Raw genomic sequence first — 13,157 nt, 5'->3', positions numbered from 1 at the left:
CCGATGACGCGCCCCGCCTCGGTGGAACCGGTGAACGAGATGACGGGCACGGCGGGGTGGTCCACGAGAGCCGATCCGATCTCGACGCCGCCGGGCAGCACCGAGAACACCCCCGCGGGGACCCCGGCCGCCTCCAGCACCGCCGCGAAGAACAGGCCGCCGCTCACGCTCGTGCGGGGATCGGGCTTGAGCACGACCGCGTTGCCGAGGGCGAGGGCGGGAGCGATCGAGCGCGCCGACAGGATGCCGGGGAAGTTGAACGGCGAGATGACACCCACCACCCCCACCGGTCGGCGTCGGCTGAGACTCAACCGCGGGCGCGCGGAGCGCAACAGCTGACCGTAGGGCATCATCGCGGTCGCCGCGGCGAGATGGAACTCGTTGGCGACCAGCCCGGCCTCGAAGTGAGCCTTGCCCTGCGCGGATCCGGCCTCGTCGCCGAGCCAGCGCGCGAGCGTCTCGGTGTTCTCCTCGATGATGGTCGCGGCGCGGCGCATCACGGCGGCCCGTTCCTCGGCGGGCGCGGCCGCCCACGCGGTCTGCGCGCGATGCGCGGCATCCGCGCTCCGGTCGAGGTCGGCGGCGGTGGGCGCGGCCACTCGGGCGATCGTCTCGCCGGTGGACGGCGACACGACAGCCGCGGTGTCGGGCGTGCTCACCCACGATCCGTCGAAGTAGCGGCCCTGCCAGGTCTGCGGGTCGAAGAACGTCATCGGTCCGTCCCTTTCTGCGCCTCGGCGCGGGTGTTCGTCGGTTCGGAAGCGGGGGCCAGGACGATGTCGAACCGGGTCCGCGACCAGCTCCGCCCGCCCAGATCGCGGCCGTCCGGGGTCTCGCTTCCCGCGGCCTGCTCGGAGAAGTCCATGATCAGCGACTCCTTCACGCCGAACACCGAATCCCGGTCGAGCAGTTCGTCTCCCCGGACGAAGATGTGCGTGACGAGGGTCCGCATCTGCGCAGCCGACACCATGAAGTGCAGGTGCGAGGCGCGCATGGGCGACCGGCCCACGGCATCCAGGAGCTTTCCGACCGGCCCGTCGTTCGGAATCGGGTAGGGCGTGGGGGTGAGACCCCAGAACCGGTAGCGTCCGTCCTCGTCGGTGTAGAGGTGGGCGCGCCCCGCGACGCGGTCGTCGCCGTACTGGACGTCGTAGAAGCCGTCTTCATCGGCCTCCCACACCTCGATGCGTGCTCCCGCGACCGGGGCCCCCGTGGTGTCCGTCACCGTGCCCTCGACCCAGCAGGGTCGACCGGGCGCGCCACCGGTGATGTCGCCCCCGTTCTCGATGAACGGTGCGTCCTCGGTGAAGAACGGACCGAACACCGTCGCCTCGGTGGCGTCGCCGTAGGCCTCGTTGTTGACGGCGACGGTCTGCATCGAGACACCGAGCACGTCGGAGAGCAGGATGAACTCCTGCCGCCGCTCGTCGGTGATCCGGCCCGCCGCGTTGAGGAACGCGATACCGGCCGCCCATTCCTCCTCGGTCAGGCGCACCTCGCGCACGAACGCGTGCAGGTGGCGGGTGAGGGCCTGCATGACCTCTTTCAGCCGTGCGTCGGGCGCCGCGGCGAACGAGCCGACGACGGTCTCGATCAGCTCCTCCTCGCGGGCGCGCTGCTGCGGCGACGGGGTGTGCTCATTCATGTCCTTCTCCTGTCCCGAGATGCTCCGCCGGCGCCCCGTCCCACGCCGCTGTCAAGAGGGACTCGAGGTCTTCTCGCGTCACGGGACGGGGATGCGAAGGCGGGACGACCGGCAGAACGAGCTCTGCCGCATCGCGGATGTCCTGCCGACGGGATCCGTAGTCCCGCAGGGCGACGGGCGCGCCGACGTCTCGACGAAGATCGAGGAGCCCGACGAGGGGGTCCTCGACCGAGAGGGCCGAGCGCAGGCGCTGCGCCGCATCGGGCGCGAACGGGATCGTGAACGCCGTGACGTAGGGCAGCACGATCGCGTGCGTCTGCGCGTGCGGCAGTCCGTACGTCCCGCCCAGGACGTGGCAGATCTTGTGGTGCAGACCCGATCCGGCCGAGGCGAAGGCGGCCGCGGCGAGATACGTGCCGAGCAGTGTCTGCTCCCGCCCGGCCGGGTCGGCGTCGTCGCGCACGAGGGCGCGCATGCCCGAAGCCAGGCACCGCGCCCCCTCGGTCGCGAGCGCCGCATTGATCGGGTCCCGATGGGGCGCCCACAGCGAGTCGACGCAGTGCGCCAGGGCGTTCAGTCCCGAGGCGACGGCCAGGTCCCGTGGCAGCGAAGCGGTGAGCTCGGGGTCGTAGACGATCACCCGGGGCAGCACGCGGGGATCCGACCCGGTGGTCTTGCGGCCGTTCTCGGTCAGACCCCAGACGTCGGTGGCTTCGGATCCGGCATACGTGGTCGGAACCGCGATGATCGGGATGCCGGTGGTCAGCGCGATCGCCTTCGCCAAGCCGATCGCCGAACCTCCGCCGATCGCGACGACGGCGTCGACGCGCTCCTCGGTCGCCGCGTGTCGAGCCCGGTCGGCCACCTCGACCGGGACGTGCGGGGCGACCTCGCTCCACTCCCGCGCGACGGGCACGGCGGCGCGGAGCTCTCTCGCGAGCTCGGCCTGCGACGGCGACGCGATCACCATGACCCGGGTCGCCCCCATCCGCTCGACCTCGGCGACGGTGCCGGTCAGCGCCCGGCCCGACGAGAAGACGACGCGAGCCGCCGGCGTGGTGTGGACGAACGAGAGGGGGCGCGTCATCGCGACCTGCTGAGGATCGCGGCGAGGGCGGATGCGAGCACCCCGGCCGGGTCGCTCGAAAGGTGCGGAGCACGCCAAGCGACGATTTTGTCGGGTCGGACGAGCAGGGCTCCCTCTTCATCGATCCCGCGCAGCCGCTCCCAATCGAAGTACAGGTCCGTGTACGTCCGGCCCGGTCCGATGACGACCGCTTCGATCGGCACGCCCAGACGGTCGGCGACCTCGGGGACCGCGTCGGCCCATGCCTGCCCCGCGATTCCGGTGAACAGGGTGAAGCGCGAGCTGGGCGCCAGGTCGAGCGTCGAGAACGATCGGCGCGCGTCGCCGACCCATGCGTGCGGGAGCGGCGAGCCGGGGACGGTCGACGGCTCGTAGTACAGCTCCGGGTCGCGCGTCGGAGCAGGCCGGGAGGTTCCGTCCGGGACGACGGCGGACGACCGGTAGAACTGGCCCATCTCCACGCCGTGGGCGTTGAACTCGTAGTTCTTCAGCTCCATCGCCGCGGTGATCGCCCGACGCTTGGCCCGCCCGCGCGGGGTGTCGTCCTTGCGCTCCTCGATGAGGTCCCGCATCTCCTCCTCCGTCTCGGCGTCGGTGATGCCGAGCGCGGTGAAGAGCTCCCCGAACTCGCGCCCCGACTTGTTGGCCCGGAGGACGATCTGCCGGGCGACCGGCGCCCGCTCGGTCGTGTACGTCTCGAGGAGGGCCTCGCCCGCCTGGCCGCGGATCACCGCGGCGAGCTTCCAGGCGAGGTTGTAGGCGTCCTGGATGGACGTGTTCGATCCCAATCCGTTGGAGGGGGGATGCCGGTGGATCGCGTCTCCCGCGGCGAACACGCGTCCCTTTTGCAGGCGTGTGGCGTACATCTCGTTGTTCCCCCACAGGGAGGTCCCCGTGATGGTGACCTCGAGGTCGGGATCACCGATCAGGTTGCGGACGATCTGCACGGCCGCGGCCTCGTCGATGACCGGTTCCGGACCGTCGATGTCGTATCCCCACACGATGAGCCATTCGTTCCAGGGCCGCACCATGCGGATCAGGCCGGCACCGATTCCCCCGACGTTCGAGCCGGGCTGCACGACCCAGTAGAGAACGCTCGGGCGGTGGCCGACGAGGTGGTCGATGTCGGCGGTGAACGTGATGTTCATCGACCCGGCGATGTCCATGCGGCCCTCCATCGGGAGGTCGAGGTCGGCGACGACGCGCGACCGCGCTCCGTCCGCGGCGATGACGTACTTCGCCCGCACCTCGTACGGCCGTCCGGTCACCCGGTCGAGGACGCGCACGGTCACGCCCGCGTCGTCCTGGACGTGCGACAGGTACTCGCTCGAGAACCGCGTCTGCGTCCCCCGCGCCGTGGCGTTGCGCACGAGGATCGGCTCGAGGTAGTTCTGGGGCACGTCGCAGTTGAGCGTCGGGGATGCGGCGGCGTAGTCGGCGTGGCGCGCGGGGCTCGTCCCCCAGCTGAGGATCCGGCCGAGTTCCTCTCCGGCGAGCGAGGTGCAGAACACGGTGTCGCCGATCATCTCGTGCGGGGTCGAATCGGCTTTCACCTGATCCTCGATGCCCATGTCGCGGAAGAACTCCATGGCCCGCTGGTTCGTGATGTGGGCGCGCGGGGTGTTCGCCGTCCACCGGTACTTCGTGATCATCACGGTGTCGATGCCGAGCGTCGCCAGCGCCAGGGCGGCCGACGCGCCGGCGGGGCCCGTCCCGATGATCAGCACATCGGTGTGCACCACTCCGGCGTCCGGGAGGGCTGTGTCGGTGATGCCGTCGTCGAAAACCGCCATGGGTCCGTCCTTCATCCCTGCGCCACGACATCGTGGCGTCCCGGGAAGTATGCGTCGGCGACCCCGCGACGTCCGTCGACGAAGGCGAAAGGCTCCCTCGATGTCCGGTTTCGTCAAACGGGGTGCCCGGAGCGGACCTCCCGAGGCGTGCACCCGTAGTGCATCCGGAAGGCCCGGCTGAAGTGCGGGTGAGACGCGAAGCCGCACCGTCCGGCGATCTCTCCGATCGGCACGGTCCCGCGCAGCATGTGGAGAGCGGCCGAGAGCCGCCGCATCCGGATCTCCTCGGCCAGACTCCGCTCCGCGGAGGAGAAGAGCCGACGCATCGTGCGATCCGTGAGGTCGAGACGGGCGGCGATGGACCCGGTGTTCAGTCGGGTGTCGTCGAGGTGCGCGTCGACGAAGTCGAGCACGATGCTCCGCCGGCCCGCCTCCGTCGACGCGAGCCCCGGAACCAGGAGCAGCCGGATCCGGTCGATGAGGTCGTCGTCGGACGACCCCGACGAAGCGAGCCTCCCCATCACGCGACGGTGGACCGCGCCCGCGACGAGTCGCATCGTCGCGGTCGCGCCGACATCGAGCCGCCCCGTCGGAACCGCCTCGGTCGCGAGCAGGTGCGCGGCGTCCGCATCCGAGAACGCGATGACGATCTCGTCGACCCCGCCCCGGAACTCCCGGGAGAACGGCCGGTCGGTGGCGCAGACGACGGCCGATCCGGGGCCGTGTCCCAGGACCTGCTCGTCGCTGATCAGGCGCGCATCGCCCCGGCGGGTCAGGTAGATCGCCCGGCCGGGCGCGTCGTGGGCGACGATGTGCGCGCGCGTGCGTCTCACGGCGTGAGGCGTCGCGACGACGTGGGCCACGTCGAACGGCCCGACGCGGGCGCTGCGCACGGTCGCGTCGAACTCTCCCGACCGCGGCGCGACGCAGGCGAGGCCGACGAGCGCACGTTCGTGGTGGGCCTCCCAGGCGCTGATGCGCCCGGCGCGACCCACTCGTCGGGTGGAGAACGTCTGCGGCTCCATAACCGTCCCATCGACCCTCGCGGCAGCAACGATGATGCCGATTCAGCCTATTCCCGTGAATACGCTCGCGCGAGGGTCCCGCGCATCTCTCAGGCGATCCGCCGTTCCCCCGGCCGGATGACCCGCCACCATCGGTACCCGTACCCGTCGAGCGTCACCTCGAACCCGTCGCCGTCCAGGGTCTGCGCCCCGCCCGCGTCGTCGAGAAGGTCGACGAGGCGCCAGGTCTCGGCATCCGCTCCCTCGATCCGCAAGCGGAAGGTGCGGCCGTCGGGGGCGAAGTTGTGCGCGGCGACGAGCATGCCCAGCTCGCTCGTGACCGCGTGGGCCAGCACGCACGCGTGGGGTTGATCCAGGATGCCGAGCTCCCCCCACCCGATCTCGGGAGACGCCCGGTACTGACGCACGAGGTTCTGCGTGAACCGCAGCATCGAGTCGGGGTCGCGCCGCTGCTGCGCGACGTTGACGTGTTCGGGCGCGAATCCACCGGGGACGACGTCGGCGATGAGCTCGTCCGCCCCCGAGAAGCCCGCATCGACGTCCGCGGTCCACTGCATCGGCGTGCGCACGGCCGCGCGACTGCCCGAGATCGTGGGGTTCTCGCCCATCCCGATCTCCTCGCCGTAGTACAGCACCGGCGCCCCGGGCAGAGAGAACATCAGGCTGTAGACCATGCGGATGCGGCGCGGGTCCCCCTCGAGCATCGACGGCAGGCGGCGCGTGATGCCCCGGCCGTGGATGCGCTGGCCCTCCTCGGGGGCGAAGGCCGCGAACACCTCCTCCCGCTCCTCGGCGCTCAACTGATCGAGCGTGAGCTCGTCGTGGTTGCGCACGAAGTTGCCCCACTGGTTGCCGCGGGCGATCGCGGGCCGCGACTCCAGCGCCTCGCGCAGGGGCGCGGCATCCTGCCGGGCCAGGGCGAGGTACAGCCGCTGATTGGCGACGAAGTCGAACTGCATGGTGAGCTCGTCGCCGTCGGCGTCGCCGAAGAAACGCAGCTGCTCGTCGTAGGGCAGGTTGACCTCGCCGAGCATCATGGCGTGACCGCTGCGACGCGAGACGTATCCCCGCAGCGCGCGGAGGAAGTCGTGCTCGGGCCCGTCGCCTCCGTCGATGAGGTGGGGCACGGCATCCACGCGGAAACCGTCGACACCCAGCTCGAGCCAGAAGCCGATGACCTTCGCGATCTCCTCGCGCACCTCGGGGTGGTCGGTGGCGAGGTCGGGCTGATGCCGGTAGAAGGAATGCTTGTAGTACTGCCCCGCGGTCTCGTCGAAGAACCAGACCCCGTCCTCGACGTCGGGGAACATGCTCGCCGGGGCGTCGTCGGGCACCTCGTCGCTCCACTGGTAGAAGTGCCGGTAGCGGCTGTCGGGGCTCTGCCGCGCCTGCTGGAACCACGGATGCCGGTCGGAGGTGTGGTTCACGACGAGGTCGACGATCACGCGCATCCCGCGGTCGTGGGCCGTGCGCAGCACCTCGACCATGTCGCCGAGCGAACCGTAGCGGGGGTCGACACCGTAGTAGTCCTCGATGTCGTAGCCGTTGTCGCGCTGCGGCGAGGGGTAGAACGGGGCGAGCCATAGGCACGTCACGCCGAGCTCGGCGAGGTGGTCGAGCCGCTGCGCGAGGCCGCGCAGGTCGCCCACGCCGTCGTCGTCGGCATCCAGGTACATCTTGACGTCGAGGTTGTAGAAGACGGCGGTCTTCCACCACAGGTCGCTGGTGTCGGTGAGCCTCACGACGCCACCTCCGTCCGAGCGGCGGGGCGGCGGTCGGGGTGCGGGGAGGTCGTCATCGGAGCCCTCTTCTCGGGAGCGGTGGCGTCTGTCCCTGTCGTTCCTACCGTGCGCGCCCCGACGGGCGGGCGCTCTTGCCCCGGGAGCGACGATGTGCGTCGATCCGAGCGCGTCGACGGGACCGGCCCCGGTCGTCCGCGAGGCTCGAGCCGTTCGACCGCGCCGAGGAGAGCACGATCAGAGCGCGCAGGACTCCCGCTCGACGAGCGACACGTCGATGACCGTGACCTCGTCGAGGCCCAGGCCGGCGTCGGGCTCGAGACGCGCGAACACGCGCTCGGCGGCGAGCGCGCCGATGCGGCGCGGGTCCTGGTCGATCACCGTGACGGCGGGCGTCAGGGTGTCGGCCATCGGAAAGTCGCCGAACCCGACGAAGGGCAGCGGCTCGCCCCGCAGCACGTGCGCGAGCGCCATGGACGAGCGGGCGTTGGCCGAGAAGATCGCCGTGGGCGGTTCGGGCAGCGCCCGCAGGCGCTCGAGGGCGGATGCCGCGGCCTCGCGTGTCGCGACCTGCGAGGCCACGAGAGCCTCGTCGACGTCGATCCCCGCTTCGCGCAGAGCCCGGCGCCAGCCCTCCACGCGCTTGGTCTCGGTGGAGAGGTGCACCATGTCGCCGACGTACGCGATGCGGCGATGACCGTGCGACAGCAGGTGGGTCGTCGCCAGGTGCGCTCCGGCCTCGTCGTTCTCGGTGAACGTGTCGGTGGTGAGTCCGACGGGAGCGCGGTCGACGAACACGATCGGGGTGTGCCCGCGCCAGCGCTCGAGCCACGAGTGGTCGGTGCCGACCGGGGCGATCACGAGCCCCGTCAGCTGGCGTCCGAGCAGGGACTCGAGGGCGGGCTTCTCGTCGTCGGGGTCCTCACCGAGGCTCGTCACGAGCGTCGACAGCCCGTGCCGGCGGGCGGTGTCCTCGACCGCGCGCGCGATCGCCGCGAAGAACGGGTCGACGACGTCGGGCACGGCGACGCCGATCACCGACGCCCGACCCGCGCGGAACGTCGTGGCCAGGGCGTTGGGCACGTAGTTGAGCTCGCGCATGGCCGCCTCGACCAGGGCGCGGGTGTCGGGCAGCACGTGCGGGTCGTCGTTGAAGACGCGCGACACGGTCTTCGTGCTCACCCCGGCGCGCTGGGCGACGTCGCGCATCGTGGTCACGAGACACCTCCGGGGTGCGGGCGGGTGGGGGCTTCGACTCGCAACCCTATCCGCCGCGCGCCGACGTCCGAGCGCGCGCCCGGCGCCGGGGAGCGGCGACCGGATGCCGCACCCCCGCCCGTGGTCGCGTCCGCGACCATCCGGCCGGTCCCCTTGTCCGCCCGCCCGGCACCGCGGCATCCGTCCCCCGCGTGCACCCGCGCAGAGCCGGTCCGACTTGGGTCGGATCCGGCCGGCGGACGCGATCGGCGCCGGGCGGGCGTGGTCATCTCAGCGTCCGTCGACCGCGTCGGCGAGCTCGCGCAGGCGCGGGAGGGCACGGCCCGAGAGGAGCTCCTCGCGGCGGTCGGCGTCGATCGAGAGGCTGTCCTTCCACAGCGACCGACCGGCCATGGCCCCCGAGGCGCCGTTGGCGACGGCTGTGCGCACCTGCTCGATGAACGTCTCGTGGTCGACGCCGGCCGAGAGCACGGCCCACGGCACGCCCTGGGCGGCCTCGGTCACGCGAGCGCTCGCCTCGGCGGAGCCGGGGTACTGCAGCTTCAGGATCTTCGCGCCGCACGCGACGGCCAGGGCGGCGCCGTCGACCACGAGGTCGGCGAACTTCGCCCGGTACTCCTCGTCGCTCTCGCCCTCGAGCTGGTAGGTGAGCAGCTCGACGATCAGCAGCAGGCCCTCGGCCTCGCAGGCCTGCACGAGATCGCGGATCTCGTGCGCGACGCGCGAGTCGGCGTCCTGCTTGTCGGGGCGGGTGTACCAGAGCATCTTGGCGACGTCGGCGCCCTGCTCGCGGATCGAGTGCGGCGTGGTCCCCGGGACGTAGCGCGTGTACTTCAGGCCGTCGACCGTCTCGGCACCCGAGGCGTCGAGACCGACGACGAGGGCGGTGTCGCGGGCGAGCACGCCGTCGTCGACGATCCGGGGCAGCGCGACCTCGGGGTCGAGCAGGATCGCGGGGGCGTGGTTGGCGAGGTGGCGCACAAGGTCGGCCTTCACCTCGGCGAGCTCCTCGCGCGAGATGGCGTCGGAGCCGTTCGGGGCATCCTTGATGGCCGCCTTCATGCCGTTGCGCTGGTCGGCGGCGACGATGAGCATGTGACCGTCGGGGGTGCTGATCGACTGGAGCGCGCGGCGCTCGATGGTGGTGAGGGCGTTCATGATCTCTCTTCTCTGGGGTTCATTCGCGCCGGTCGGCGCGGGTGGTCTGTTCGCGCGTCGGGTCGCAACGGGCGCGGCGGATGGGGAGTCAGGAGGGGACGGATGCCGAGACGAGCCGCCGCGCCATGTCGGCGGCTCCGTAGGCGACGTCCTGCTCGCGGGTGGACGGGGACGGATCGGGCAGCACCTCGGCGCGGGCGCGGCGCACGGAGGCCATGCCCGCCCAGCCGCCGGTGAGCGTCGAGTGCGTGGCGGGGGCGACCTCGCGGTCCATGGCGGCGATCAGGCGGGCGATCTCGTCGTTGCTGTGCCGCAGCACGGCGCCGAAGATCTCGGCGGGGCTCGCTTCGGTGTGCAGCGTCAGCCGCAGCACGCCGTCGTCGTTGCGGGCGCCGGCGACCTCGATCGCCCCGGCCGGCAGCTCGCCCTCGTAGGGCAGGGCCATGACCGCGGCATCCAGCTCATCGCGCCCGGCGCGGTCGCTGATCCCGGCCGCGTGCAGCGCCCGGCGCAGCAGCAGTCCGGTCTTCACCCCGGCGACGAGCACGTGCTGCCCCGGGACGACGTGGCGCACCTCGTTGATGAGCGCGTCGGCGAGGCGCTGCCGCGCCGCGAAGCCGAGGGGCGCGTCGAGCACCCGCAGCAGCACCTCGGCGGTGCCGAGCGAGACGTGGTAGCCGTCGGCATCCAGGGTCCCGTTGGCCTGCGCTGCGACGAGGTGGTCGTGCCCCGCGACGGTGAGTGCGGCGCCCGCGACGCGGGGACCGAGATCCGCGGATGCCGTGCCCCAGGGCAGTCCGCCGCCGCGCAGGGGCGGCAGCAGGTCGGCGGTGACGCCGAGGGCGTCGAGCATCGCGGGCCAGGCGGCGCCGGAGTCCTGATCGATGAGGCCCGTGCGCGAGGCGAGCGAGAGCTCGAGGGCGGTGTCTCCCCCGAGCGCGGTGACGACGAACTCGGGCAGGTCGAGCCAGCGGAGCCCGGCGAGGTCGGTGCCCTGGTCGCGCAGCCACGCGAGCTTCGCGACGCTCACCTGCGCGCCGAGCGGCAGGCCCGTGCGCCCGGCGAACTCCGCGCGGACGGCGTCGGGGAAGGCGGCGATCTGCTCCCACCCGCGCGGGTCGAACCACGCGAAGCCGGGGGCGACCGCGCGACCGTCGGCGTCGATCAGGATGCCGGTCTCGCCCATGCCGGCGACCGCGAGAGAGGTGAGCGGAGTCGAGGTCCGCGGCGCGAGCTCGGCGTCGACGAGGCCGATGAGCGTGCGCAGGGCGGCGAGCAGGTCGTCGGCGTCGATGTCGGTCGTGCCGGCCTCGCCCACGCGCCACGGCGTCGGCACCTGGGCGCCGGCGACCTCGATGCCGTCGTCGTCGATGACGAGCATCTTGATGCCCGTGCTGCCGAGGTCGATGCCGCCGTGCAGGCGCTCCGACCCTCGCACCATGTCACCGGTGTCGTGCATGAGCGGCCGTCCTTTCCGGAACCTCTTCGAGTCCCGGAATGACGAGCATGACACCGGTGACTTGCTACGTCTATGGTGGGGGTATGCCGTCGTCGTGTCAAATACCCGATCCGCTCGCCGTCGTCGTCGCCGGACCCGCCGGAAGCGGCAAGAGCACGCTCGGTCGAGCCCTCGCGGCACAGCTGCGCGCCGCCCTGGTCGACCTCGACAGCGTGACCACGCCCCTGCTCGACGCGCTCCCGTCCGAGGCCCTCGGCGGGCACTGGCTCACCTCGCCGCACGCGGGTGCGATCCGCTCCGGGCGCTACGCCGCCCTGCGCGCCACGGCCGCCGATGTCCTCGCGACCGCCGGACGCGTCGTCGTCGTCGCCCCGTTCACCGCCGAGCTCGCCGGGGGCGACGAGTGGCAGGCCCTGCGCGACGCGTTCTTCCCCACCGAGCCGGTCGTCGTGCACGTCGACGGCGACCCCGCGGTGCTGGCCTCGCGTCGCGCCGTTCGCGGAGCCCCCCGCGACGCGCACCGGCCCGAGACCCCGTCCGTCGCCCCCGCGATCGACGTCCTCGGCGTCGACGCGGAGCTCACGACGACCCAGCAGCTCGCACGCCTGCTCCCCGCACTCGGTCACCGGCGCCCGGTCGACCCCGGCGCCGCGATCTTCGCGCGCGAGTTCGACGCCGTGCTGTTCGACCTGGACGGCACGCTCGTCGACTCCACGGCATCCGTCGTCCGATCCTGGCGGCGTTTCGCCGAGCACTTCGGGGTGCCGATGCAGGCTCTGCACGCCAATCACGGGCAGCCCGCGCGCACGCTCGTGAGCCTGCTGCTCCCCGCGGACCGGCACGCCGAGGCGCTCGCGCACGTGACCGATCTCGAGGTGCGGGATGCCGTGGGCCTGCACCCCATCCGCGGCGCCGACGTGTTCTTCGACGCGGTACCCGCCGACCGCCGGGCGATCGTGACGTCGGGCTCGGTGCCGATCGCCACGGCCCGCCTGGGAGCCGCCGGATACGAGCGGCCCGCGGTGTTCGTCACGGTCGACGACGTCGTCAACGGCAAACCCGATCCCGAGCCGTTCCTGCTCGCCGCCGAGCGCATGGGCGTCGACCCGTCGCGCTGCCTCGTCGTCGAAGACGCCCCGGCCGGCATCGCCGCCGCCCGCGCCGCGGGCTGCGCGGTGATCGCCCTCACCGGCACGACCGCCGAAGAGGAACTGACCGCCGACCTGGTGGTGGACGGGCTGGACGTGCTGCGGATCGAGGCCACCGCCCGGGGGACGATGCGACTCGCCCCGGCGTGATCGCGAGACCGTCCCGACCGCGGCCTCGGCGGCGTCAGGGGCGACACTCTACGCCAATCGACGCCTCGGCTGGGATTCGTTTTCTGCCATAGCGCGTTCGGGTGGCGGCTGCTTACTGTGGGCCCATTCGCGCAATTCCACTGTCTCGATCGCGGCGACCGACCTCGGTGACGTTGCTCTCCCCCACTGGACACCGGAAGGAGCTCCCATGAGCCCGGACGACAAGACCAACACCTGCAGCTACCACATGGCCGGCGGCCTTCCGGCCGGCGGCGATCACCTCGGCGGCACCTTCGGTCAGGCGCCGAGCCTCGACAGCTGGTACCCGCAGCGACTGAAGGTCGAGCTGCTGCACCGCAACGGCGTCGCGGCCGACCCGCTCGGTGCCGACTTCGACTACGCGGCCGCGTTCGCCACGATCGACCTCGATGAGCTGAAGGCGGACATCAAAGAACTGCTCACCACCTCGGTCGACTGGTGGCCCGCGGACTACGGCAACTACGGGCCGCAGATGATCCGCATGGCCTGGCACGCCGCCGGCACCTACCGCATCGCCGACGGACGCGGCGGGGCGGGGACCGCGATGCAGCGCTTCGCCCCCATCGGCAGCTGGTGGGACAACGGCAACACCGACAAGTCCCGTCGCCTCCTGCAGCCGATCAAGCACAAGTACGGAAACGCGCTGTCGTGGGCCGACCTGATGGTCCTGACCGGAAACTGCTCGCTCGAGCTGAT

General features: G+C 71.8%; 11 protein-coding genes. 2 read left to right on the top strand and 9 right to left on the bottom strand.

The genetic code is table 11. The annotated features are described in order from the left end of the window. The 9 genes from QZ433_RS01595 to QZ433_RS01555 form a co-directional block, all read right to left on the bottom strand. A partial coding sequence (locus QZ433_RS01595; RefSeq protein WP_295779695.1) for an aldehyde dehydrogenase family protein occupies window positions 1–713 on the bottom strand: 713 nt, incomplete at its 3' end. Further along, window positions 710–1,645 (bottom strand): intradiol ring-cleavage dioxygenase, encoded by a 936-nt coding sequence (locus QZ433_RS01590; RefSeq protein WP_295779694.1) that lies wholly within the window; start codon window positions 1,643–1,645, stop codon window positions 710–712. The genes QZ433_RS01590 and QZ433_RS01595, both read right to left, overlap by 4 nt. After that, on the bottom strand, window positions 1,638–2,732 hold the full coding sequence (locus QZ433_RS01585; RefSeq protein WP_295779693.1) for a maleylacetate reductase: 1,095 nt from the start codon (window positions 2,730–2,732) through the stop codon (window positions 1,638–1,640). Before QZ433_RS01585 ends, QZ433_RS01590 begins: the two co-directional genes overlap by 8 nt. Beyond that, window positions 2,729–4,525 (bottom strand): FAD-dependent monooxygenase, encoded by a 1,797-nt coding sequence (locus tag QZ433_RS01580; RefSeq protein WP_295779692.1) that lies wholly within the window; start codon window positions 4,523–4,525, stop codon window positions 2,729–2,731. The genes QZ433_RS01585 and QZ433_RS01580 overlap by 4 nt, the downstream gene beginning before the upstream one ends. A gap of 113 nt (window positions 4,526–4,638) precedes the next feature. Continuing rightward, window positions 4,639–5,550, bottom strand: a complete 912-nt coding sequence (locus tag QZ433_RS01575) for an AraC family transcriptional regulator (RefSeq protein ID WP_295779691.1) — start codon at window positions 5,548–5,550, stop codon at window positions 4,639–4,641. Window positions 5,551–5,639: 89 nt separating this feature from the next. Then, entirely contained in the window at window positions 5,640–7,292 is a 1,653-nt protein-coding gene (locus QZ433_RS01570) for an alpha-amylase family protein (RefSeq protein ID WP_295779690.1), read from the bottom strand. A 234-nt stretch (window positions 7,293–7,526) separates the two neighbouring features. Then, the gene (locus QZ433_RS01565) at window positions 7,527–8,498 is read right to left on the bottom strand and encodes a LacI family DNA-binding transcriptional regulator (RefSeq protein ID WP_295779696.1); all 972 of its coding nucleotides are present in this window, start codon (window positions 8,496–8,498) and stop codon (window positions 7,527–7,529) included. 279 nt (window positions 8,499–8,777) lie between these two features. Then, on the bottom strand, window positions 8,778–9,665 hold the full coding sequence (locus tag QZ433_RS01560) for a hypothetical protein (RefSeq protein ID WP_295779689.1): 888 nt from the start codon (window positions 9,663–9,665) through the stop codon (window positions 8,778–8,780). A gap of 88 nt (window positions 9,666–9,753) precedes the next feature. Then, window positions 9,754–11,124 carry an FGGY family carbohydrate kinase gene (locus tag QZ433_RS01555; RefSeq protein WP_295779688.1) on the bottom strand — a complete coding sequence of 457 codons (1,371 nt, stop codon included), beginning with the start codon at window positions 11,122–11,124 and terminating at the stop codon, window positions 9,754–9,756. Between the two features lie 38 nt (window positions 11,125–11,162). Between QZ433_RS01555 and QZ433_RS01550 the strand changes: the two genes are divergently transcribed. Together QZ433_RS01550 and QZ433_RS01545 are read left to right on the top strand one after the other, a co-directional pair. Then, complete coding sequence (locus QZ433_RS01550; protein WP_295779687.1) at window positions 11,163–12,422, top strand: HAD-IA family hydrolase; 1,260 nt, start codon at window positions 11,163–11,165, stop codon at window positions 12,420–12,422. 208 nt (window positions 12,423–12,630) lie between these two features. Next, on the top strand, window positions 12,631–13,157 hold a 527-nt coding region (locus QZ433_RS01545), incomplete at its 3' end, for a peroxidase family protein (protein ID WP_366761857.1).

Origin of the sequence: uncultured Microbacterium sp., assembly GCF_913776565.1 — a bacterium.
In the GTDB taxonomy this organism is placed as follows: Bacteria; Actinomycetota; Actinomycetes; order Actinomycetales; family Microbacteriaceae; genus Microbacterium.
This window is presented reverse-complemented; position numbering and strand designations above follow the sequence as displayed.

Excerpts from the sequence above, each read along its gene's own strand:
- QZ433_RS01590 (WP_295779694.1), bottom strand. The coding sequence starts at position 1,645 with ATGAATGAGCACACCCCGTCGCCGCAGCAGCGCGCCCGCGAGGAGGAG.
- QZ433_RS01585 (WP_295779693.1), bottom strand. The coding sequence starts at position 2,732 with ATGACGCGCCCCCTCTCGTTCGTCCACACCACGCCGGCGGCTCGCGTC.
- QZ433_RS01580 (WP_295779692.1), bottom strand. The coding sequence starts at position 4,525 with ATGGCGGTTTTCGACGACGGCATCACCGACACAGCCCTCCCGGACGCC.
- QZ433_RS01575 (WP_295779691.1), bottom strand. The coding sequence starts at position 5,550 with ATGGAGCCGCAGACGTTCTCCACCCGACGAGTGGGTCGCGCCGGGCGC.
- QZ433_RS01565 (WP_295779696.1), bottom strand. The coding sequence starts at position 8,498 with ATGCGCGACGTCGCCCAGCGCGCCGGGGTGAGCACGAAGACCGTGTCG.
- QZ433_RS01560 (WP_295779689.1), bottom strand. The coding sequence starts at position 9,665 with ATGAACGCCCTCACCACCATCGAGCGCCGCGCGCTCCAGTCGATCAGC.
- QZ433_RS01555 (WP_295779688.1), bottom strand. The coding sequence starts at position 11,124 with ATGCACGACACCGGTGACATGGTGCGAGGGTCGGAGCGCCTGCACGGC.
- QZ433_RS01550 (WP_295779687.1), top strand. The coding sequence starts at position 11,163 with ATGACGAGCATGACACCGGTGACTTGCTACGTCTATGGTGGGGGTATG.